Raw genomic sequence first — 22,712 nt, 5'->3', positions numbered from 1 at the left:
TCACGCCGCGCGCTCCGAGGTGAAACCGTTCAGGACGACCAGGTCGGGGTCACTGGTCGCCCTGAACGGCGTCAGATATCGCGACAGTCCGACGATGCTGCGACAGATGCACAACTTGGAATCGACGCTCGATCTCGCCAGCGTCGTTCGGCCGGGAACGACTCGGGTACGGCATAGCGCTTCATGGCAAACGCGGTGGGCGAACATGATCGCAACGTCAGAAGACGTGATCCCGATGACTGCAAACACCCGCGCCACGATCGATTCCCGTCTCCGCTACTGTCCTGTTCAGGCTGGTTCGGAGATAGTCGCCTTGATCAATTGCCGTGAATTAACTGCTTGTTAACGACCTGGAACTTTCACCCGGTTGGGGCTGTTCCCCTGCGCCAGGCCAAGCCGCGCAGCTTCCTTCCGCCAGCGTCTCGCCAGCCACTACGCACCAGACTGGCAACCACTTCACGCACGAACACATCAGCCCGGATGTGCTGAGGTGCCACCTGCTCGCGCGGGATCGGTCCCCGACCGGCCTCGCACGATCGCTTGTCAGCGATGACGCCACGGCCGATATTGCCGTAGAACACCGACCGTCGAGCAGGGGCCGGTGACCATCTCGGCTCGCACGTGCCAAGCTACTTCCGTGTCATTGACGCCATCACCGAGTTCCAAGCCGATGCTGGCCCGCGTGATGATGTTGCGACGTGACAACGTAGCGACAGCCAGCCATGCGTGGGGCATGGGCTGTAATACCGCGCTGACGAAGACGAATGATGCACCGGCCCACCCCAGCTACCCTTGGGGTGATCGAGGAGGCGCACGTGGACGTCAACGACAACCAAATCGGCCGCAGGCTCCGCGAAGTCCGATCTTGGCGGCAGCTCAGTCAAACCGCCGTTGCGGGCCTCGCCGGGATCACCCCGGCCTATCTGTCGATGATCGAGCAAGGTAAGCGCCCGGTTACCAAACGCTCGACGCTCGAAGCGCTGGCGAGCGCGCTCCAGATCGCCCCTGCCGAGCTGGCCGGTGCGTCGCACACGCCGAGCGAACCCATCGATGCCGAGGCACAGGCAGGTTTGCTGAGCCTGGAGGGCGCGCTGGAGCTGTTTGAGCTCGGTGACGACCCCGGCGTGCCCGTGCGAGCCTGGCCTGAGATCGTCGCCGACGTGGAGCACCTGACCGCGCTGACCCACGTGCGCTCCGACTACGCCGCGCAGGGACGACTCGCGCCCAAGCTGATCGCCGAACTGCACGCTGTCTACGTGCGGCACCCTCAGCAGCGGCACGATGTGCTGCGAGCGCTCATCCGGTGCTACGACGCCGCCATGTGGACCACCAAGCGACTCGGCGGGCGCGGCCTACCGCTGCTCGCTGCCCGGCTGGCCGCGCGATGCGCGGAGGAACTGGACGCTCCGGCTTGGCGCGGGTTCGCCGCGTGGCTGCGCGGCGACGCGGCTGGGCCACTCTCCCGCTCCCAGCAGTACCACCGAGCGGTCCGTACAGCGGATGAGCTGGTCCCCCACCTCGACGATGCCGACGTGCTCCAGTCGTATGGCATCTTGCACCTGTCTGCCGCGCTGGCATCGGCCGCGCAGTCGGATCGCGACACCGCAGCCGTCCATCTCGCCGAGGCACAGGACGCGGCCGATCGGCTCGAATCGGAGGTGGGCTCATTCGCCGGCATGTGATTTGGCCGGGCCAACCTAGGAGTGTGGCGCGTTACCCTCGCCACTGAGTTCGGAGACGGCCCGAAGGTCGCGGAGATCGCGCGGAACGTGCATCCGGAGATGATCCCCTCGCCGGGACGGCAAGCCGAGTTCTACGCGGATCTGGGCCGCTCATTGATGGCGGGGTCCACCACGCGAGAACGCGGTCTGGCAACGCTGCTGCACGCGGAGCGCTTGGCACCGCAGCGCGTCCGCAACGATGTATTCGTGCGTGAGATCATCAGCGACCACCTCCGCCGCGCACAACGCGACTCCGGAGGCCGAGAGCTACGCGGTCTGGCCTGGCGGATGGGTATCGCTCCGACCGGTTGAATCCGTGAAGACCTTCAAAATCGGTTGAGGTCCGCTGATTAGGTGCAGCTCTGCACTCCGCGGCATGACGCGCACTACACAGGCACCACGGGGCTCTGCGTTGCCGCTAAATCGCTCGCACACGCACAGCCCGCAGATTTTGCATTGGAGGAACCGAGCGATAGCTGCGGTGTAGACGAACTATCTACTGCCCCCACCGACTCCACTTGGAGCGATCAGAACGTCGTGCGTGGCCTGCGGTTGGATAAGGAGGTGGAGCTGCGCGCGCACGAGGCTGCGGGTCGCGTGCTGCTCCGCTGGCACGACCGGTCCGTTCCTGCTTCGCAGCAGGACCGCGAGGCCGTGCGCGTGGCGATGCGGGAGAAGGCACGCGAAGCCGCTTCCTGTCTGGAGAGCACTGCCGCGCTGCTCGGCCCCGAACAGCGTGCCTTGGTGAAGGCCGCCTCGCAGGAGTTGCCGGAATTGGCCGAGTCGTTGCCGTTGGTCTACCAGCACGGCGACTATTCCACTCGCAATTGGCTGTGGGATACCGAAAGTGGTCGCCATGGGCTGATCGATTTCGCAATGGCTCACCACGGCGTCGGTGTCGAGGAATTCGTGTGGTTGTGTGGCGCGATCTGGGCAAGCCGTCCTGATCTCAAGGCGGCCTGCTTGACCGGCTACGGCAGGCGTTTGACGGGAACGGAGGAACGTCTGCTGCGACTGCTGACTGTGCGACTCGCGGTGTCCTACCTCAACACCGGCCTGTTCAAGCAGCGGTGTGACCTCGTCGACCGCGGCCGTCTGGTACTTGGCCGGATGTCCCACGAGTACCGGTAGCGGTGTCGGGGACGGGAGTGCACGACGTGGCCTTCTTCTCCGACCCACCCGGTTCTGTGGAATGGTCACGGTGCTGGGCCCGATCGAGCAGACCGCGGCCGTGCGCCTCAGCGACGAACCAGATCACGCCGTTGCCAAGCAACCGTCACGTTCACGGGACTCTGCGCATGGACGCAGCCATCGTGGTGGTGGACGCGACCGCCGTCGTGTTGGGCAGGCGCGCGCCACGGTGACTGTCTCGCGCAGTAGATGCTGGTAGGAGCCTTATGGACCGCTGACCGACGGCCTAGACGAGTCAAGGCCGGGATCCCGCCAATCGATCGCTGATCGCCATCGCGAGTGCGGCGTGCACTCCTGGTGATTCGTCAGCTAGGTCGAGAGCAAGACGCAGGTCACTGCGCGGCGTCCTCGCAGTGCGTGAAGTGCGAAGACAGCGGTCTGATGATCACGACTGAGGGGTCGTCACGGCATGGACCGTGGCCGATGGTCGGCGTAGGACAGCTAGCCTGATACGTCGAGAGGTGCTGTTCCTGGGCGTTGACCAGGGGTAGCCGGATGAGACGAGCTCGCCGACGAGGGGCAGGTGGCCGTGGACGAGACACACGTCGGTCGGCGGGTGCGGGAGATCCGTTCGTTCCGAGGTATGAGTCTGACCGCGACAGCGCAGCTCGCGGGCATGGCACCGAGCTACCTGAGCATGATCGAGCGAGGCCTGCGGCCGGTGAACCAGCGGTCGACACTGGAAGCGCTGGCCAACGCGCTGCGCGTGTCGCCTGCCGAGTTGACCGGCAAGCCCTACTCGCCGACCGATACGGCCTCCGACGAGGCGCACGGCCACATCTTCGAGGTCGAGGACGCCATGACCGCGTGGCGGATCGGTGAGGTGCCCGACGCACCAACGCGGCCGTGGCAGCAGGTGAGCGCTGAGCTGGACCTGCTCAACCTCACGCTGCGGCCCAACGCCGACTACGCCGCCCAAGGCGCGTTGCTGCCTTCGCTGATCCGGGATCTGCTCGTCGCGGCCGGCGACCCGAAGCGGCGCACGGCCGCCCTGGTGGGGTTGCTGGCGACCTACAAGGCGGTGGCCTACTTCGCCCACGACCTCGGCGTGGCCGGGCTGCCCGTATTGGCGGTGGAGCGGATGCGGGAGGCCGCCGAGGAGCTCGACGACCCGGTCTGGCTGTCCTATGCCGCCTACCAGCGCGCGCAGCTGATCAGCGGCACCAACCGGTCCCGCCAGTACGACCTGGCGGTGCAGGCCGCGCAGATCCCCGGTGCTCGGGTCGAGGTCCACGGCCTGTCGCATCTCGCGGCCGCCCTGGCGTGTGCAGCGCGGGGAGACGCCGATTCCGCCCAGACCCACTTGGCGGAGGCCGCCGCGCTCGCGGATCGAATCGAGCCGGATGTGAGTCCGTGGATGCAGACCAACTTCGGCCGTACCAACGTCGGGATCTGGAAGGTCTCCATCGGCTTGGAGCTCGGGGCGGGCGCGAAGGTCCGTGAGATCGCTTCCGCCGTGCGCCCGGATGGCGTGTCCAAGTCGCGGCAGGCCGCATTCTGGATCGACGTCGGCCGCGGTCTGCTGACCGAGCGCAAGCACCGTGACCAGGGCCTCGCGGCGCTGTTGGAGGCGGAGAGGCTGGCCCCGCAGAAGGTGCGCAACAACGTCTTCGTCCGTGAGTCGCTGGCAGGGCTGCTCGCCCAGGCCCGACGCGAAGCCGGTGGCCGTGACCTTCGCGGCCTGGCCTACAGGGTCGGCGTAGCCCCATCCGAGTGATCTCCGTAGCTCGTTCACAAATTGTGAAATAGCGACCCGCGGTCCCACCTAGCGTCATCTTCCGGATACGGGAGGTGACATCAGGTGGGATCTTGGCTGTGGACGGGGCCGCGGCATCAGGTCGCGCGGACTCGCACCTTCCGTTCGCATGCTGCGGGGTCGCGGCCGGTTGCTCCCCGACGCATCGGCCGTGACCCCGCGTCCACCACATCCCGCGCTTTTCTCGACGCCGACACCGTGCTGATCCGGTCGGCCCTTCCGGCACCGAGCCACACGAGCCGGGACCCGCATTCCTCGTCCTCGAGATTGCGGGGCGCGCTGTCCGTGAAGAGAGACGTCGATCATGTCCTCGCCGAATACCGATCCCCTTCGGTCACCCGGTGGCAGCCGGGCGCTCGACGCGCTCGGCACCGGTCCGGGCCGGGTGGCCGCTCGTGATCGGCTTACCGTGTCGATTCGTGCAATCGGCCTCCTGGCCTACGGCCGGCAGGTTCGCTGTCGCGTTGCCGAATCCCAGGAGAACCGGTGAGCGGCTACGCCTGGTGGACCTCGCCACTGGACAACCTGACTCACGCGATCGGCGACAGTGCCGGTCCCGGCGACGGCACGGTGGACACCGAGTGCGACCGGGTGCTCAGCCTCGACAAGGCCAGCAAGTCGCCCAATGGAAGCTTTTGCGCCGACTGCCTCCAGGCTGTGGGGTCCACAGTGGACGACAACAGCCGCTGGCGATGAGCTCTGTTGCCGCTCGGCACGCCTACCGTGAGGGCAACCAGTGGTGCATGACGGTTCCCGAAAGGTCGGACAGGGCCGTCGCCCAAGGACGACCGCTGCACCTGAAGTGGAGCGCGGACGGCACCACAGAAGATTGGCCGGGCAACATCGTCGCCACCATCGAGATGCCCGCCATCACCTCGGAGATGCCCGCGACCATCTCGCCACAGCCGGTGCCCGGCGCGGACGTTGGCACTGGCGCCGGGGATCCCGCCACCGCGGCCGACATCCTGCAGGTCGACCAGAACCGGTGGTTCACCGGTCCTGGTGGTTCACCGGTCCCGAGGAACCGTGATGACGTCCGGATGCTCACCCATGAGTTCACCCGGCAAGCCCTGGCTCGGACCGTTGTCTCACAACGCCTTCCAGCCAGGTTGATGTGAACCGACAAACAATTAGGGGATGACATGTCCTTGATCATGCTCGACGAATCCATCGCCGCGGACGATCCGTTCGCCCTCGATCACCTGGAGTTCGTCACCGATGTCCCGGCTGATGCCGCGCTGAACCCGCCGTGCACCAACGGGACCGACGATGGCTGCGACCCGACCTGCGCCTCGGCGTGCGTCACCGGAGGGGTGTGACACCAGCAGCTCGCCTGGCTGTGCCTCGGGGACCAGACGACGCTGGTCCCCGAGGCCCTCACGTCCGTTGTCCGGCTGGAGGAATGGATGCGCACCGCTGACCACAAGCCGCTGTACCGGCACACCGGAGTCGCGCTGTTACGGGCCTCGGCGACGCCGCTGACCAGCGCCCCCGACCAGTGGCCTGACCTGGCCGACATCGCTTCCTGCCGGGCATGGCTGGACCGGATGTGGGCCCGCGACGGCCTGGCCGCGGCCGTGCGGCAGGCCAGTCCGTCACTGGCCGACCGCGTCGACGCCATCCAGACCGGGCAGGCCGTGTCCGACAAGCAGGTGCGCGGTGCCACCGTGTCCACCGTGCGCTACGTGCTGCGCAGCATCGGGCGGCCCACGCCGTTCGGGTTGTTCGCCGGAGTGTCTCCGGTGACGCTGGGGCCGGTCGGGCGCGTCGAGTGGCGAGCGGGGCACCGAGCGGTGGTACGGGCCGACGCGCAGTGGCTGGCCGACATCATCACGCGGGCCGAATCCTGCCCGGCGCTGCTGGAACGTCTGCACGTCACGGTCAACGACCTCACGGTCCGCCGGGGGGATCGGCTGGAGCTCCCGCAGGGCACCGACCGGGCCAGAGTGCTGTGCACCGCCGCGATCCTCGCCGCGTGGCAAGCCGCCGCGACACCCGTGCGGTTCGGCGACCTGATCGACAAGCTGGCCGCCGACTTCACCACCGACCGTCTCAAGGTCCGCAACAGCATCACCGCCCTGCTCGTACGACCGGGGTTCCTGCTGACCAACCTGCGCGCTCCGTTCACCGTCACCGACCCGTTGAGCCACCTGCTGACCCGCTTGCACGACGCGGACGCCGCCGACCTGCCCGAAATCGCGGATCTGCTGCGCGATCTCGACGCGGTGCACACCGAACTGGGCCGCCACAACGCCCCCACGACCTTCGGCGACGAACAGCACCAGGCCCGCACAGCACTGATCAGCCACATGCGTGCGCTGTCACCGGCAGGGCGAACGCCCATCGCCGCGGACCTGCTGCTGGACACCACGATCGACCTCCCGAACGTGGTCGCGCAGGAGATGGCCGCCGCCGCGAGCGCGCTGCTGCGCACCACCCGCCACCCCACCGGCGATCCGGCTTGGCGCGAATATCAAGCCGAGTTCACCGACCGCTACGGCGTCGGCACGCTGGTGCCGCTGTTGGAGGTCGTGTCACCCGAGACCGGCCTCGGGTATCCGGCCCGCTTCCACGGCAGCCTGCGTCCAGCGCCCGCCGTTGCGCTCGGGCAGCGCGACGAACGACTGCTGGCGATGGCCTGGCAGGCGATGGCCGACGGCAGCCGCGAGATCGTCCTGTCCCACACCGACCTCGCCGCGCTCACCGACCCCGACCTCGACGAGCGGCACATCCCGCCGCACGTCGAGCTGGCCGCGCGCCTGCACTGCGTCGGCGCGGATGCGCTGAACCGGGGTGAGTTCACGCTCACCGTCGCACCCGCCCGCTCCGCCGGAACCCTCACCAGCCGGTTCACCCCGATGGCCACCGGGTCCGGTCTCGCCGAGGTCTACCGGGCACTGCCCGCCGCGACTGAGGGCGCGCTGCGCGCACAGCTGAGCTTCGGCCCGAAGTTCGTGCCCGCCGAGAACGTCTGCCGGGTACCCACCTACCTCGACCACGTGATCCCGCTGGGCGAGCACCGCGGCCACGACGACTCCGCGACCCTGATCCCGCTGCAGGACCTGGCCGTCTGCGCGACCCGTGACCGGCTCTACCTGGTCAGCCGGTCACGGCGCCGGGTGGTCGAACCGCAGGTCTTCCACGCCCTCGCCTTGGACAAGCAGCCGCATCCACTGGCGCGGTTCCTGGCCGAGTTGCCGCGCGCGTTCAGCGCCTCCTGGTACCAGTTCGACTGGGGCCCGCACGTGACCCTGCCCGCGTTGCCTCGGGTGCGTTACGGCCGCACGGTGCTGTCCCCGGCGCAGTGGCGGCTGGCCACCACCGACCTCCCACAGCAGGGCACCGACCCGCAGGGCCGGCGTGACCTGCTGACTGCCTGGCGGAGCCGCTGGAACTGCCCGGACGTCGTGGAACTGCGCGACGCCGACCGCACGCTGCGGCTGCGGCTCGACGAGCCCGTCCACGCCACGCTCCTGCACACCCACCTCGTTAAACACGGCCAAGCCATCCTCTACGAAGCCGCCGACGTGGCCGACTACGGCTGGATCGGCGGCCACGCCCACGAAATCGCGCTGCCGCTGGTCACCACCCGCCCCGCCGCCCCTCCCCCGCTGCACGGCCCGCTACCGGAGGTAACCAACCAGCACGGACAACTTCCCGGCGACCCCGGCGCCACCTGGCTCACCGCGAAGATCCACACCCACCCGGAGCGCATCGACGGCATCCTCACCACCCGCCTCCCACAGCTGCTCAACACGCTTCCCGACGGCACCGACTGGTGGTTCGTGCGCTACCACAGCCGCCACGAGACCGATCACCTCCGGCTGCGCCTGCGCCCCACACCCGAGTACTACGCTGCGTGCACGATCGCGGTCGGGAAGTGGACACAGCGGATGCGGCAGGCAGGCTTGATCACCGACATGCGATTCACCTCCTACCACCCCGAAATCGGCCGCTACGGACACGGCGCGGCACTGGACAGCGCCGAGGACGTCTTCACCGCCGACTCGCGGCTGGTCGCAGCCTTGCTCCGCGCCCTACCCGCCACGTCCGTCAACCCCACCGCACTGGCCGTCGCGAACATGATCGGTATCGTCCGCGGTTTGCTCGGCACACCCGCCGACGCGGCCGACTGGGTGACCCAGCGCACCGCACCCGCCGTCACCATCGCCCGCGACCTCCTCGACGAGACGATGCGGCTCTCGGCCCACCCCGGCGCAGTGCGACAACTGCCCGGCTGGACGGAACCGGTCGAGCAAGCCTGGCAGACCCGCGCCGACGCACTGGCTGCCTACCGCGGGCACCTGCACCCCGGCACCGGCATCGACATCGACGCTGTGTTGGCGTCTCTGCTGCACCTGCACCACAACCGGGCCATCGGCATCAACCCCGACCACGAGCGCCTCTGCGAGCGTCTCACCAGGCACGCCGCGCTGGCCTGGCAAGCACGGCGCCCTGGCGGAGATCCCCGATGACACCACCAACCCCGGCCGCCGCGCCGCCACCGCACGACCCCACTGCCGGCTGGGGACAATCGCTGTCCTCCGGCGCGACCGGGACCGCGCTGCTGCACATCGGCCACGCCCGCGCCGGCCTCATCGGCTGGTCCGCCGCGCACCAGTGGATCGCGGCGATGACCCGCAGCCCGCTGGCCGCCCACCCCGACGCGTGCCTGTTCAATGGCGCGCCCGCCGTCGCATTCGTGCTGCGCGCCACCGGACTCCCCGCCTATGCCCGCGCGCTGCACACCCTCGACGAGCACATCGCACACCTGACCCGGCGCCGCCTCGACACCGCACATCAGCGCCTCGACGACGGACGTCCCGCGCGTCTGCGGGAGTTCGACCTGATCAACGGCCTGACCGGGATCGGGGCCTACCTGCTGCACACCGGCCACGACGCGCTCCTGCGCGACGTGCTGTCCTACCTGGTCCGGCTGGTGTGCGAGCCGATCGCCCTCGACGGCGAGCAGCTGCCGGGCTGGTGGACCGGCAACGAACCCGCCGACCGTCCCTGCCCGCAGTGGCCCGGCGGACACGCCAACCTGTCGATCGCCCACGGCATCACCGGGCCACTCGCGCTGCTGGCCACCGCCACGATCAGCGGCATCACCGTGCCCGGCGACGCCGAGGCGATCGAACAAATCTGCGCGGTGCTGGACCGCTGGCAGCGCGGCACCCGCACCACACCGTGGTGGCCGGGCACCATCAACTCGCACGATTGGCGCACCGGCACCACCGGCCAGACCGGTCCGCAACGGCCCTCGTGGTGCTACGGCACGCCCGGCATCACCCGCGCACAGCAGCTCGCGGGACTCGCCCTCGGCAACCAGCGGCGGCGCCGCGCCGCGGAGAACGCGCTCGTCTCGTGCGTCACCGACCACCAGCAGCTCAGCCTGCTTGACGGCGCGTCGCTGTGTCACGGCTGGGCCGGACTGGTCCAGACTGTCCACCGCGCCGCGGACGACGCCGGACCCGGCAGCGAACTCGCCACGCTCCTGCCGCGGCTGCACACCGACTTCCGACAGCACCTGCGCGATCACCGGCCCCCGGACGGGGACGGTCTGCTGGAGGGCGCGACCGGAGTCGCGCTGGCCCTGCACTCCGCGGCCGAGCCCGCGTTCCACTGGGACGCGTGCCTGCTCCTGACCGCACCCAAGCGCACCACCGAACACGAGAGGAACGGGATGACCACCACGCACACCCAGCCCGAAGACCTGCGCGGCCGCATGGTCGACCACATCGTGGAGCACAGCCAAGGGTTGTCGGCCGAGGTCGAGCAGGTCCTGCGCACCGTTGCCCGTCACCCGTTCGTGCCCGACGCGAGCGTCGAGGACGCCTACGCCAACCGGGCCATCACCATCAAGCCCGGCCCACCTGGGGGCAGGCCCGCCAGCTGCATCTCCGTGCCCACCGTCGTGGCGATGATGCTCACCCAGCTCGACGTCCAACCGGGCCAGCGCGTCCTGGAGATCGGCGCCGGCACCGGCTGGAACGCCGCCCTGCTCGCTGAACTCGTCGGCGAGACCGGCCACGTCAGCACCATCGACATCCACCCCGACGTCACCGAGCACGCCCGGCGAGCACTGGCCGCCACCGGCTACGACCGCGTGCACGTCATCACCGGAGACGGCGCGCTCGGTGACCCCGAGAACGGTCCGTTCGACCGCATCATCGTCACCGTCGGCCCCTGGGATCTGCCTCCGGCCTGGTTCGACCAGCTCGCCCCCGGTGGTCGGCTCGTCGTGCCGCTGTCTTGGCGTGGCCAGACCCGCAGCGTCGCGTTCGTCAACGACAACGGCGTGCTGCGCGCCACCGACAGCCGACTGTGCGGCTTCATCCCGATGATCGGCGACGGCCAGAACAGCGAGCAGAAGGGTGAGATCGCCGACGACGTCCTGCTGTACTGGGACCCCGACCAGCCCGTGAATGTCGATGCCCTGCACGGGGTTCTGGACACTCCGGCGAGCACCGTGTGGTCCGGCACGATGATCGTGGCCATGGAATCCACCGACCTCATCTGGCCGCTGATGACCGCCGTCGAACCGGGAACGGTGCGCTTCTGCGCCGGAAACGACGCCGTCGAAGCCGGACTGGCACACCCCGCATTCCGGTACAGCAGTGTCGCCCTCGTCGATGGAGAATCGTTGGCGTACATGGCGTTGAAAAACCCTGACCCCGATGCGCAGACCAAGCACTGGGAACTCGGCGCCATCGGCCACGGTCCCGCCGGGGAACACCTCGCGGAGCGCCTGTGCGCCGGAATCCGCGCGTGGGGCCAGGACCGTACCGCTCAGCCCGTCATCACCGCCTACCGCGCGGGCACACCGGACAACGCGCTCACCAACGGCCAGGTCATCGACAAGCAGTTCATCCGGCTGGTCGTCTCACACTGACCAACCGCGCGCACGACCACAATGCGCACGGCACCGGCCCCGTCACCTGCCAGGACACTGTCCACAGGGGATGGGGCCGACCCGTTGCTCGACCATCGCGCACGTCATGACTCTGCGGAGCTTCCGGCGGTGGGCGCTCGAAGTTCATTTGGTTCCCGCCTGCTTGACGACGGTGAAGCGACAGGCCTACAACGACATCGCGGTCGCCGTCACCGCGCTGAGCAGCAACGAACCATCCCTGTTCCACGACGTCGTGGAGCACAACGTGTCGTGCCGCCATCTGTCCCGTCGCCGGCCGGTCCGGGCTGTGGCGAGGGGGAACGCGCCGCACTCGGCGCGGATCACGTCTGCGGCCAAGTCGAGGAACCGGTCGTGGCCTAGGTGCCGCCGAATCAGCGGTGGCTGATCCTGTAGGTCGATCAACCTGACGTGTGTCCGTCTGCCCGTTGCAGCACGACCTCGTCAACCATCACCGGCTCCCGGCACGGGGCCGCAACCTGATCTGCGGTCGACACCTCGGTCGTCCCCTCAAATCCCGCACGCACAGCCGCCACAGCGCGCTCGGTGTCGGACCTGCGGCCTGCAGGTCCTAGTGGATCGTGCACCCGAGCACCGGCGAACGACGACTCCGCCATCCCAGCTGGGCGCGGCTGCGGCCGGACAAGGACGCTGCGGACGTCGTGTTCGATGCGGACTCGGCACCGTGAGCCGCACGCGATGTCCACTCGCCCGATCCGCGGTGGCGCCGCCGGGTAGCACGGTGGGTGAGTTCGCGATGCCGTATGCGTGACGACTACTGACCGCGTGGCGAACTGTTCGCCCCTGAACCGGTCTCGGCCTGGGCTTGGTGGCCTTCTCCAGCGATGGCATCGGCCACGAGTGCCGGACCGGCGCGTGCAGCACCGCCGAAGCGCCCACCTGCTTCAACGGGTCGGGGTCCGGCGCCAGGTCAGGGTTGGCCTCGATCAGGCCGCACAGTTCATCCTCGATCGCGTCGTACTCGGCGTCGGCGACCTACGGCGAGCCGCAGAAGGAGGCGTCGCGCAGCACGACGATCCGGTCAGCGGTTTCTGGATACCGTCCGCGGCGGCGTTCACGGTCCACAAACGACCGGCGCCGACCACCCACAAGCCGTCATCGACGCGCACGCACGGGCCTGTCCATGCGCACGTCCTCAATGGTGACGGCTTGACTGTTTCCCTCCTCTCCCGAAGCGGAGGCCGGTCATGTTCCGACGGTCTCAACGTTGACCACTGGCCAATTGACCTGCGAAAAGCCTCTGATCGAGGACTGGCGCCCGCGGTGATCTCCTGTCAATCTCACCACTGTGGACGAGACCCGACACCTGGAAGTGCGCCTGCCGCCCGACCTGTCCAACGATGCCTACGCGGCGATCACCCAGGCGGTGTGGGCTGTGCTCAACGCAGCCGGTCTGGGCGACACCTCCTATCTCCGACCGGACAGCCACGTCACCGACGCCGAGCTGATCCGCGCGTTCGACCGGGACGCACTGACTTATCCGTGGGGTCCGTGAACGTGGCTCGGGGTGGCGGGCTCGTCGCTCCATCCGCTGTCACAAGTGCCAGCCATCGCTCGTAGGCGCGCTGAGCCACTATCTGGCGCGGTCGAACGTCGCCGGTGACAGAAGAAGCGTGAGCTGGTGACCGACGGCCTGGTTCGCCATATGCGCGGTGTACCGGTCGTCGCGCCAACCCGAAAACTGAGGTCGAACACATGTTCGACTCTTGTGCTAGTTTGCTGAGCGTGGACCTGCGCAACCAGGGACTTCGCACCTCAAGGTGGCGAGGTACGCCTATGGCGACCGGGTACTCGGATGCTCAATAGTCCTTTCACGCGGTGGGAGGGGGACGAGGTCCATGGGAAGCGGCTCGCCCGGACTCCGGTATGGGTCATCCTGGATCGGCTGTTCGTCCCCAGCACGGACGAGCCCCGCCGGGTCAGTCCCGAGGGCCTCGATGTGACCGGAATGGTTCCCGGTCGACTCCACGGCCGGTTTCCCAGTCTTGCGGGGTTGTGGTGCGGTGTCGTCGACTACGAGGTGTCCTACGCCGACGGTCGACGCGACAAGGTCAGCTTGATCGACCAACTGGTTCCCTTCTACGCCCTTCGGATACGCACCTAACCCCACACGGCCTGAACGCCAGCTCGTCGTGTGCAGGCCGACCGATAGCCGACGGGTATAGGTGGCCGTGCCCGCGCGGTGGCCGTAGACGGCCAACAGATGCCCAGCGATCGCCGAACTCACCGTCGAGGACAATCCCTGGGGCCGTGCGCGCATCTACGCCGGGTCGGCGACGACCGGGGCTTCGTCCAAGAACTGCGGAACCTGCCTCGCGCCATCCTGGGCGACCTGGACTCGACCATGTTGTCCTGTCTCAGTGAAGTCCGCCCGGCGTCGAGTTCGTGACCTGTGCGGGCTTGTTTGAGTGAGACGGCGACGGCTGTGGCTGTCTCACTCATTCTGGCCGGTTGTGCGGTTCTTGATGTAGTCGCGGACGGTGCTGTAGGAGGCTTCTGCGTCGTGCTCGTCGATGAGACGGGTCCAGATTTCCCAGATGGTCAGGTCCTTGCCGATCATGGTGTCGAGTGCGTCTTTGACCGAGCTGAGAGCTGGTGCCGGGCGTGTGGCGGGCTTGCGGCGCGGCGCGGGAGTGGGTGAGTGGAGAGCTTGACGAACCATTCGACGGTGGGTCTGGTGGCGTTCGGAGATCTGCCGAATGGAGAAACCTTGGGCGGCCTCGGCACGAATGGTTGCGAACAGGAGCTGTTTCCTGGTGGCTTGTGGCGTCTCGTTCGGTTGCGAGGGTGTTCGGCTGGTCGTCGGCTGGTGTCGTGGTCTGGGCAGGCCGGTGAGGGTTCGGGTGAGCGCGTCGACGGTGCTGTGGCTGATTGCTGCGAGCCGTTCGATCACCACTGATCCGCTGGGGCTGGCAGGGCTGCGGACATGGATCTGCAGCAGGCTGGGACGCAGGTGATTGGCTCGGGCCAGGCGCCGGATGTAGGACTCGACGCTTTCTCCGACAACAGGACGAACCCGGATCGGCAGACGAGGAGGAAGCCCGGAACCGTTGCTGTTCATGGTGTGCGCTTGGCCGCGGTTGTCGACCGTGTTCCTGCGGCTTCGGCGGCGATATCGACATCGATGGAGTCCAGCGTCCGTCGGCTGATCTGTTCGGTGCCATCCAGCACTGCTTGGATGGCGGCGCTGCGGATCAGCCGCAGGAGGCTGCCGATCATTCCGCTCGTGCGGCGGTGAAGGTAGTGCTCCAGCCGAATAAGAGAGCCGATGCGGTGACGGTGCAGGCGGAGGCTGTCTTCGAGTGCGGCGATCAGGCCACTCCAGTATTCGCTGCGGGGAAACGCGGTCGTCCGGACCATGCCGAACCGTCCGGCGATCTGTTCGCCGCGGGTCCCGGAGAGCAGACCCGCGCGTTCGACGTCGATCCCGGCGTAGACGAACGTGGCAGGTATGCGTTCGGAGAAGTACTTGAGCATGTCGGAGGCTTCGGCGCCGGTTCTGGTCGCGAGGGCGACGTTGTGGATCTCGTCGACGGCGATGAGGCTCGTGCGGGTGTCGATGCAGACTCCGCAGACCGCTTCGACGATGTCGGTGATGTTCGCTCGGCGGATGGTCGGCAGGCCGAGGAAACGGGCGAACTCGATGGCGATCATTTTGGCGGTCGCCGCGGGTGGGACCGTGATGTAGATGACCGGGATGTCTGCTGTCGAGTGGGGATGACGTTGGCGGTGGATGACTTCCAGTGTTTTGCCGAGCTGGGTGATCGCAGTCGTTTTGCCGGTGCGGGCGGGACCGGACAGGATGAGCCCGCAGCGGCCGGAATCGGCGTTGCGGTTGAGGTAGGACAACCGGCGGCCTTCGGTGATGACCTTGCGGATGGTCGGGGTGGCGACCACCAGCAGCCGTGCGTGGTGGTTGAGCCGGTCCTCGTCATAGGTAAGCCGCTCCAGTTCACCCAGCCGCGTCCACTCACCTTCGGGCAGCAGGCCCGGCGGTGCGGGGGTCTGCTCGACGAACTGCCGCCAGCCGGCCAGGACGGTCAACTGGCGGTGCAGTGCGTCCTCGTCGGACCCCTGGGCGCTGGGTGCGGTGATGGGGTGGCGAGTGGGACTGTTCACCAGCGCTTTTTCGCTTCCTGGTAGGGATCGAAGACGCCGAGAGGGATGACCGTGGCGATGTCCCGGCCGTCGTCCGCGACATCGTCCGGCGGACTCGCGCTCTCGTCGGCGCGGGTCAGCGCAGCCGACCCGGATTTCTCTGGCGGACGAGACCAGGTGGGTTCGGCCGTGGTGGCTTTCGTGCGGGCGGCCACTCGACGTTCGCGTGTGAACCGTGTGCCGGTGGATGCGTTCGACGGGCCTTGGGCAGCGCGTTCGAGCAGATCGCGAACGGCAGCGGTGATCTCTTCCTCAGTCTGCCGTCGGCCCGGATCCGTTGTCTGTTTGCGTGCGTGGTCCCAGGCGAGCTCGCCGAACGGGACGGCCACTGTGCCCAGGTGTTTCCAGGTCGCGGTGATCCATCCGCTGTCCCAGTGGTTGCGGACCCAGATCCGGGAGACGTCGTAGGGGTCGTGATGGATCTCCCAGAGGTCGCGTTTGTCCTTCACTCCCGAAGGCTGCTGCCGGACGGGACCGAGTTCTTTGCTGTCGTAGGTCCGGTGGTTGATCTTGACGCCGTAGGCGTTGATCGCCCGCCAGCGAGCGGGCAGCAGTTCGATGTAGTCCTCGGCGGACAACGCGACCGGAAGATAACCGGCGGCCTCGACCATCGCGGCGTACTTCTCGTTCGGGGTGAACGCGTGCCCGGGATGACGCGGGTCGCGCAGCCCGTCGTGCGGCCGGTTTTGCCAGGACGCGACGATCCACTCGTCCAGCAGTTCTTGCAGTTCCAGCATCGACCACAGCGGCTCGCCTTCGACGTTGCGGCCGCGGCGCTCCACCGAGGAACCGGTGTAGCCGGCGACGAACTGGCTGAACAGGGTGCCGACCGACCCCAGCATCCGCTCGATGTGCGGTTTGTCGGTCGGGGTTCCTTTGTGTGCCGGCTGGAAGTTGATGCCCAGGAACCGGCAGGACGCACGGAAGTTCCGTGAGACAAACACTTTGCCGTGGTCGCAGACGATGGTGTCCGGCATGATCACCGGCTTGGCCGCGGCGTGTTCCAGTCGGGCGTCGAGTTCCAGCAGCCGCCTGTGCGGCAGCACCGACCGGGCCATGCGCAGGGCATCTGCCCAGCCCGGCCGCATCGGTTCCGGGGTCATCGTGCGGGCCAGCAGAACCGACGCATCCACCGATTTGGTGGTCGGGCGCAGCACCGCCGCGGTGACAGTCCTCGTCGCGACATCGATCATGCCGGTCAGTTCGACCCGTCCGTCGACACCGTCGTCCAGCCGGACCAACACGTCCAACGGAGTGGAGTCGATCTGCATCAACTCTCCCGGCGCCGCCGCGTGCAACGAACTGAACGGGCCGTCCGGTCGGTTGGCCAGCGAGCGCCGGGTTCGCGCGGACCCGGTGGTGTGCAGCCCGGCGGACAGTTTGGCCAGTAACCGGTAGCAGGTGGCTCGTGACGGCATCGCCACGGGTTCCGGGGCGGCGGCCAGGATCTGCCCGGTGCGCCAGATGAGAAACCCGGCCGTGCGGGACGAGGCGTCGGTGGCTTCGATGATCGCCGTTCGCATCGCCTCCACCACGCGGTCATCGGCCCGCCCGAACCGTGGTGTTCGTTTGTCCGTGCGGCCGTCCACCAACGCGACCAGGCCGCGGGCCTCATAGCGTTGCCGCCGATGTTTCACGGTGCTTGGCTTCACCGTGTGCCCCTGACTGGTCAGCTCTCGGGCTTTGGCCTCTTCTCGTTGCGTCAGCGAGTACTTCAGCGGGTCGTATTGCTGCTGCGGAACCGCGTCGGCCGATGCATCGGGCGGTAAGCCGTAGAGAACTTCGACGATGTGGCGCTCCCACCACAACGCTTCGTCCAACGCTGGTTTCGGCACTCCGTCGAGCACCCCAGTCCGGGGCAGGATCCGGCGGCTGCGTGAACCGAGGAGTTCGAAGTCTTCGGCGGCGAGCAGATAAGCCAGCTGAACTGTTGTTGTCCGTCCGTGCTCGTCCGCCAGTCCGATCTCAGTGCCTGACATTGCGACCACAGTGTGGAAGCTGCCATCGAAGCGCACGCGATCATCGACCTGCAAGCGTTCTGGTCGGTGTTGTCTGCTCACCGGAGCCTCCCCAGGGCGACCTGGCTGGACGGGCCGAGCGGGACGGTTTCCAGATCAGCCGCAAGAACCTGACACCAGAGCAGGTGAAACAGTGCCGGCAACACCGCCAAGGTGTCGCCGACCGCGCGGGCGCCGTCGAACAACGGCATCCGCGTCGTGAACACCTCCAGCAGCCGGTTGGTGATGTCGCCACGGTGGCTGCACCGTGGGTGGCGATAGCGCGACAACCAGCGCACGTTCGCCACGAACACCGGATCTATGACGCCGACCCGCCGGAAGGACCACCCCACCTCGTCACAGGCCAACTCGGTGGCAGCAAACGCGGCTGCGTCCACGGGTTCGATCCGGTCGTCCGCGCGTACGTCGATCACCACGCCCGTGCCGTCGGCGAGGCGGGCGAAGAAGTCAGGAACATGCGTCCGTGCTCGTTCCTCATCCAGCCAATGCAAACGGAACGGCTGTGAAGCGAACCCGGTCACGTCCGGATCGAAGTCCAGCAGCATCGCGTGATCACGCTCCAGCCACGACTCGTGGCCCACATGCCGTCCGCTCGTCGACGACCACCACCAGCCCGGGAAGTTGCGCTGTCCCTTGAACGAGGGAAACGACCGAACCGGCTCAACGTCCTCGAACGCTGCACCCCAGCAACCAGCAAGATCGTCTCGACACTCGCCGCCACGGTCATCGACGAAGCTCAACTGGAACCGGGAGCGCGAGGGATCACCGAACGCTGCTGAACGCGCCATCCGCACCACCCGTCACAGGAGCGATGGGCCAACCATAACGAGACGGAAAGATCAACGGGCCGAATTCGGTGAGACAGGGCCGCGTTCCTTGAGACAGGACACATGTTGGCTCTGGTGGTCTGAAATGGCCCCAGCAGGGCGGCTTGAAGTGGCCCCACCTCCAAATCTGCGCTCGCCCGCTCCGCATACGGTGAGTCACCACCGTTATGAACGAATTTCCGGTGAAGGCATCCGCTTCCATCGAGTCGAGGGCGTTATAGCGTTGCGGGGTGCTGCTGGGTGTACACGACGCGCCGCTGGCTGGGGTGCGGGTTGAGCGCGCCCCAGGGGAACTGCTTGCCGGTGCAATCCTGGGATATCGCGGTTACCACGAGTTGGCGTCGGTGCCATGTGATCGTTGGGAGACACCGGCTGCGGACGTGATCCTGGTATTGGGCCTGGGTGATCCGTTCCTGGCGCAGAAGCATCCGGGTGCGGGCTCTCTGTCCGGTTTCACCTCGTTCGTCGTAGGTTTGCACGAGCGCCCCCTGCACACGCGGTACGAAAGCTTGCAGAGCGGCGTTCAGGTACGTCTGGCTCCGCCCGCTGCTGCCCTCCTGCTGGGCGTGGCGATGCACGAGCTGACGAATCGAGTGGTCGACCTGGCGGATGTGGCTGGTGGGTTGGTCGAGCGCTGGACGGAGGTGCTCACGTCTGCCAAATCCTGGCCGGAGCGTTTCGCCCTGCTGGACCTTGTCTTCGGCGAGCAGATGCGGGCAGGAGGCGGCGGCTCCCCGATCGTGCGGCAGGCATGGCGGGCGTTGCGCCGGGTCGACGGGGGTGTGCGTATCAAGGATCTGGTCGCAGAGGTCGGGTGCAGCCATCGGCATCTGACGGCTCTGTTTCGCCACGAGGTGGGGCTGACACCGAAGCGGGCGGCGCGGATATTGCGCTACGAGTGGGCAGCGCGGCGGCTACGCGACTCGCAGAGCACTCCGGCCGCCGTTGCGGTGGAGTGTGGTTTTACCGACCAACCGCACCTGACACGCGAGTTCCGACGATTCTCCGGCGTCACACCCGCGGCCGTGCGCAGGAAGAACCCCGGTCAATTTTCGACAAGACGCTGAGTGGCCTCGCCTCCTAACGTCATTGTCCGGAGAGGACGTGATCGAAGATGTATGACCCGAAGCGGGGGTATCCGATCGTGGTGCCCTGCGTTCTGTACGACGATCCGGTACGAGCGGCGGCGTGGCTCACCGCTGTGCTCGACATGCGGCAGGTTCTCCGAGCGGCACTGCCGAACGGCTGGGTCGGGCACGTCGAACTCGAACGGGCCGGTGCCATCGTTCTTCTGGGTCGCCGGGGCGGTCAGTTCACCGGCACCGACAGCGTCACTCAGGTGTTCGTCGACGATGTAGACGCTGCTTGCGAGCGGGTTGCCGACGCCGGTGGCGCCGTGCTCGAAGAACCACAGGAACGTCCATGGGGCGTTCGGCAAGCCATCCTGGTTGATCTCGAAGGCCAGCGATGGGTGCTGTGCGAGCATCTGCACGACACCGAACCGGCCGACTGGTACGGCACTGTCTTGGGTCCGATGCCGGGCTGAAGTGTTCAGGAAAACCGTCGCCGCAACTCGGAGCCTGCCTTGGCTCTTGTTTACAGTGAGTGCCGACTGTCGGAAGTTGAATCCTCCGGGGTGGGGCCACTTCAAGCCGCCCGAGGTGGGGCCAAAGCAGACCGCCAGAGCCAACCATGTCGTCGTCTACGACCTGCGAGCACGCGACACGGAGATTCCGCCAGGCAGGAAGTCCCGCTCGCCACCGCCCAAGTGGTACTCGCCGCACACCTGAAGTACGACTGGGCGATCCCGCAGGACTTCGTCGAGTTGCCCCGAGCCGACGTCCGCCAGAATTTTGAGAACCTTGGCGACTCGAGGCCCTCAATTAGAGTGCGGTGTATGACCCAGCCGGAAGAGCACTCGCCTTCAATGCCCGTCGAGACCGAGCAGCACCGGGATGTCGACGCGGTGACCGGCGATCAACTGACCACTGGGCAGAGGTACTGGCAAGAGCACGAGATCGTTCGGCGCAGCCCTGACGAGATCCGTCGAGGCGAGGCGGCAGCGTACGTCAGACGTTGCAGCTAGATACCGTCCAGCGGGCTACCGTCCCGGTGTCCCGGAGCGGCTGACTGATCAGGATCACCTGCGGGGGGGAACCAGGAGTTCGTCTCTGCAGGCTCCGCGTATCCGATGCGTGCAAGGCACGATCTGTAGATCTCATCGTCGACCGCAACCGGCTCTACCTCCTACCGCAGCGACCGCTGGCGGACCAAGCGATGCCGCTGAACCAATCCGCAGCAGCCAGCTCGTTGCGCTCGCCTCGGAGCAGGGCCAGGCGGTGGTTGCGACCACTGCGGCGCACTACGGCTACGTGCTCTACCCGACCGAAGCGATACCGTCCAAGCTGCAGCCGGTGCTCACCGGCCCACAGCCGTAGACACGCCTGGCTGGGCTACCGGGGAGCATCGGCCTGAACCCGGCGCCACCGGAGGATCGGGAGCGGTTGGCCTGTGTGGACCGGCCGCTGCGGTGCCTTCATGCGGCCGGGATGGTCCCGGCCACGGCCATGCCGCTGGTCCGTTCCCGCAAGGCGAGCACGTCGGGGTGGCGTTGGAACGGTCCGGCGGCGTCGGTGAGGGTGAGGATCCGGGAGCGGATGAGGGTCGAGTCGAGTCCGGCTGCCGTGTGGAGGGCCCGGTGGGCCACCGTGCAGGCCTGTTCCGGCTGTCGTTCGCTTAGCAGGGCCGCGGCCTGGCCGACGCGGTCCATGGCTTGGCAGCGGTCGTATCCGGGGTCGCGCAGCAGCACGGCGTCGGCGAACGCGGCGCTGGCGGCTCCGATGTCCTGGTCGTGGAGTTCACGCAGGTCCCGTCGGCTCACAGCGGTGGCCCCGGCCAGTTCGGCTGCGGTGAAGTAGGAGATCCAGTCAGCCGCCGGTTCGCAATGTTGTTCGGCGGTGGCCAGCAGGTCACCCGCGCACGCCAGGAAGTACTGCGCGCTGTGGGCGTCGCCGGTGGCGGCGAGCATCCGACCACGTTGCGCGGTGAGCATCGCTTGCAACCGGTGGTCGGGGTCGGCTTGACAGGCGACACGGTCGGCGACGTCGAGCAGTTCCAGTGCGTCGGCGGGGTGTCCGAAGAAGACCCGCTGGTGGGCCATGCGGGAGATCAACTCCGCGCCGCGTCCGGGTTGTCCGGCGCGACGTGAGGCCATGACGCCGAAGGCCCAGTAGCGTTGCGCGGCAGCGAATCTGGCGGTGTCGTGCGACATCCATGCCGCCAGGCCCGCGAGATCGGCGACCACCGCGAACAGTCGTGTGGTCAACGGTGTAACCGGTCGGTCGGCCAAGCCGTGGGCGACGGTGCGTAGTTGCGCCACGACGGCGTCGCGGAACAAGGCGCCGCCGTGGGCGTCGTCGGCGGCCCGCCAGTGCCCGATCACGGCCTCCAACCGGTCCAGGGCGTCGGAGTCGAGCCAGTCGGTACCGCCCGCTGCGCCGGGGGCGGCACCGATGACGGGTTCGGGTGCGTCGGGAATGCTGTTCCACAGTCGGCCCATCGTCACGGCCAGGGAAGCGCCGGTGACGCCGTGCAGGAGATCGCGGCGGTTGAGCATGAGATCGCTCCCGGTGAGGGCCTGCAGGGACTCCCCCATCGTGGCCGGATTCCAGCCTGGCGCAAGAGGGTCCCCGGTCGGGTCCGCCAAGCCGAGGTCGGCGGGCTCCAGCGCCCGGTCCAGGTGGTCGCCCAGGACGAAGGCCAGGACACGGTCGACCGGGGGGCGGGGACGTTCGCCGCCGAGCCAGCGGCCGACCCGCGCGGTGTCCACCGCGATGCCGCGGTGCCCGAGGTCGCGTGCGCGGGCGTTGACCCGGCGGGCGGTCTCGCCCTGGCTCCACCCGGCCAGTCGCAACAGCGTGGAGAGGTGATCGTTGCGGGGGCGTCGGGTCACGTGCGGTGTCCTCGTTCTCGTTGTGGTGCACAAGGATTCGGTGTCGCAAGTGGAGTATCGGACGATCGGCGGTCTCGTACACCGCACTACTGCCGTCCGCGCCGTTCGCAAGGGGTTCGCAACCCCCGGTGACCTTCCGGTGGCGTGCGGGGTCC

At 67.7% G+C, this 22,712-nt stretch carries 18 protein-coding genes and 1 pseudogene; 13 read left to right on the top strand and 6 right to left on the bottom strand.

The features are described 5' to 3' along the window. The first annotated feature begins 815 nt into the window (after positions 1-815). The 9 genes from RM788_RS33290 to fxlM all read left to right on the top strand — a co-directional run bounded on the left by RM788_RS33290 (position 816) and on the right by fxlM (position 11,563). Positions 816-1,682, top strand: coding sequence for a helix-turn-helix domain-containing protein (locus RM788_RS33290; protein WP_315922504.1), 867 nt, complete (start codon positions 816-818; stop codon positions 1,680-1,682). Between the two features lie 21 nt (positions 1,683-1,703). Further along, the gene (locus tag RM788_RS33285; protein WP_315922502.1) at positions 1,704-2,033 is read left to right on the top strand and encodes a hypothetical protein; all 330 of its coding nucleotides are present in this window, start codon (positions 1,704-1,706) and stop codon (positions 2,031-2,033) included. Between the two features lie 42 nt (positions 2,034-2,075). Next, positions 2,076-2,852 carry an aminoglycoside phosphotransferase family protein gene (locus tag RM788_RS33280; RefSeq protein ID WP_399340825.1) on the top strand — a complete coding sequence of 259 codons (777 nt, stop codon included), beginning with the start codon at positions 2,076-2,078 and terminating at the stop codon, positions 2,850-2,852. 583 nt (positions 2,853-3,435) lie between these two features. Next, a complete protein-coding gene (locus RM788_RS33275) occupies positions 3,436-4,629 on the top strand; it encodes a helix-turn-helix domain-containing protein (protein WP_315922498.1) in 1,194 nt (397 codons plus the stop codon). 525 nt (positions 4,630-5,154) lie between these two features. Continuing rightward, entirely contained in the window at positions 5,155-5,364 is a 210-nt protein-coding gene (locus RM788_RS33270) for a hypothetical protein (protein WP_315922496.1), read from the top strand. Positions 5,365-5,411: 47 nt separating this feature from the next. Beyond that, the gene (locus RM788_RS33265; RefSeq protein ID WP_315922493.1) at positions 5,412-5,786 is read left to right on the top strand and encodes a hypothetical protein; all 375 of its coding nucleotides are present in this window, start codon (positions 5,412-5,414) and stop codon (positions 5,784-5,786) included. 30 nt (positions 5,787-5,816) lie between these two features. Next, positions 5,817-5,987 (top strand): hypothetical protein, encoded by a 171-nt coding sequence (locus RM788_RS33260; RefSeq protein ID WP_315922491.1) that lies wholly within the window; start codon positions 5,817-5,819, stop codon positions 5,985-5,987. An 87-nt stretch (positions 5,988-6,074) separates the two neighbouring features. Continuing rightward, a complete protein-coding gene (locus RM788_RS33255; RefSeq protein ID WP_315922489.1) occupies positions 6,075-9,143 on the top strand; it encodes a lantibiotic dehydratase in 3,069 nt (1,022 codons plus the stop codon). Beyond that, positions 9,140-11,563 carry a methyltransferase, FxLD system gene (gene fxlM / locus RM788_RS33250; protein WP_315922487.1) on the top strand — a complete coding sequence of 808 codons (2,424 nt, stop codon included), beginning with the start codon at positions 9,140-9,142 and terminating at the stop codon, positions 11,561-11,563. The genes RM788_RS33255 and fxlM overlap by 4 nt, the downstream gene beginning before the upstream one ends. Positions 11,564-12,403: 840 nt before the next feature. On the opposite strand, the pseudogene RM788_RS33245 reads toward fxlM, so the two are convergent. Then, positions 12,404-12,667: pseudogene (locus RM788_RS33245) on the bottom strand (NAD-dependent DNA ligase LigA); the annotation flags it as partial. 223 nt (positions 12,668-12,890) lie between these two features. Between RM788_RS33245 and RM788_RS33240 the strand changes: the two are divergent. Then, positions 12,891-13,097 carry a hypothetical protein gene (locus RM788_RS33240; RefSeq protein WP_315922485.1) on the top strand — a complete coding sequence of 69 codons (207 nt, stop codon included), beginning with the start codon at positions 12,891-12,893 and terminating at the stop codon, positions 13,095-13,097. Between the two features lie 939 nt (positions 13,098-14,036). On the opposite strand, the gene RM788_RS33235 is transcribed toward RM788_RS33240, so the two are convergent. From RM788_RS33235 to RM788_RS33220, 4 genes are read right to left on the bottom strand one after another with little or no spacing between them, the layout of a single operon-like run. After that, a complete protein-coding gene (locus RM788_RS33235; protein WP_315922482.1) occupies positions 14,037-14,663 on the bottom strand; it encodes a TniQ family protein in 627 nt (208 codons plus the stop codon). Then, entirely contained in the window at positions 14,660-15,721 is a 1,062-nt protein-coding gene (locus tag RM788_RS33230) for an AAA family ATPase (protein WP_315922480.1), read from the bottom strand. Before RM788_RS33230 ends, RM788_RS33235 begins: the two co-directional genes overlap by 4 nt. After that, on the bottom strand, positions 15,718-17,820 hold the full coding sequence (locus RM788_RS33225; protein WP_315922478.1) for a TnsB C-terminal domain-containing protein: 2,103 nt from the start codon (positions 17,818-17,820) through the stop codon (positions 15,718-15,720). Before RM788_RS33225 ends, RM788_RS33230 begins: the two co-directional genes overlap by 4 nt. Next, entirely contained in the window at positions 17,817-18,566 is a 750-nt protein-coding gene (locus RM788_RS33220; RefSeq protein ID WP_315922476.1) for a TnsA-like heteromeric transposase endonuclease subunit, read from the bottom strand. The genes RM788_RS33225 and RM788_RS33220 overlap by 4 nt, the downstream gene beginning before the upstream one ends. Positions 18,567-18,835: 269 nt before the next feature. Here RM788_RS33220 and RM788_RS33215 point away from each other — a divergent pair, with 269 nt between their 5' ends. The 3 genes from RM788_RS33215 to RM788_RS33205 all read left to right on the top strand — a co-directional run bounded on the left by RM788_RS33215 (position 18,836) and on the right by RM788_RS33205 (position 20,691). Continuing rightward, the gene (locus tag RM788_RS33215) at positions 18,836-19,672 is read left to right on the top strand and encodes a helix-turn-helix domain-containing protein (protein WP_315922474.1); all 837 of its coding nucleotides are present in this window, start codon (positions 18,836-18,838) and stop codon (positions 19,670-19,672) included. 47 nt (positions 19,673-19,719) lie between these two features. Continuing rightward, a complete protein-coding gene (locus RM788_RS33210) occupies positions 19,720-20,151 on the top strand; it encodes a VOC family protein (RefSeq protein ID WP_315922472.1) in 432 nt (143 codons plus the stop codon). 351 nt (positions 20,152-20,502) lie between these two features. Continuing rightward, the gene (locus tag RM788_RS33205; RefSeq protein WP_315922470.1) at positions 20,503-20,691 is read left to right on the top strand and encodes a hypothetical protein; all 189 of its coding nucleotides are present in this window, start codon (positions 20,503-20,505) and stop codon (positions 20,689-20,691) included. Between the two features lie 450 nt (positions 20,692-21,141). Here the strand turns inward: RM788_RS33205 and RM788_RS33200 are convergent, their stop codons facing one another. Beyond that, positions 21,142-22,557, bottom strand: a complete 1,416-nt coding sequence (locus RM788_RS33200) for an NsdA family TPR-like regulatory protein (protein WP_315922468.1) — start codon at positions 22,555-22,557, stop codon at positions 21,142-21,144. Between the last annotated feature and the right edge of the window lie 155 nt (positions 22,558-22,712).

Origin of the sequence: Umezawaea sp. Da 62-37 (genome assembly GCF_032460545.1) — a bacterium.
GTDB lineage: Bacteria > Actinomycetota > Actinomycetes > Mycobacteriales > Pseudonocardiaceae > Umezawaea.
Note: the sequence above shows the minus strand (reverse complement) of the source record. Positions and strands in the feature narration are given on the sequence as shown.

Bases quoted from the DNA above. Each gene is read 5' to 3' on its own strand.
- fxlM (WP_315922487.1), top strand. From the start codon at position 9,140: ATGACACCACCAACCCCGGCCGCCGCGCCGCCACCGCACGACCCCACT.
- RM788_RS33235 (WP_315922482.1), bottom strand. From the start codon at position 14,663: ATGAACAGCAACGGTTCCGGGCTTCCTCCTCGTCTGCCGATCCGGGTT.
- RM788_RS33255 (WP_315922489.1), top strand. From the start codon at position 6,075: ATGCGCACCGCTGACCACAAGCCGCTGTACCGGCACACCGGAGTCGCG.
- RM788_RS33265 (WP_315922493.1), top strand. From the start codon at position 5,412: ATGACGGTTCCCGAAAGGTCGGACAGGGCCGTCGCCCAAGGACGACCG.
- RM788_RS33210 (WP_315922472.1), top strand. From the start codon at position 19,720: ATGTATGACCCGAAGCGGGGGTATCCGATCGTGGTGCCCTGCGTTCTG.
- RM788_RS33220 (WP_315922476.1), bottom strand. From the start codon at position 18,566: ATGGCGCGTTCAGCAGCGTTCGGTGATCCCTCGCGCTCCCGGTTCCAG.
- RM788_RS33205 (WP_315922470.1), top strand. From the start codon at position 20,503: ATGACCCAGCCGGAAGAGCACTCGCCTTCAATGCCCGTCGAGACCGAG.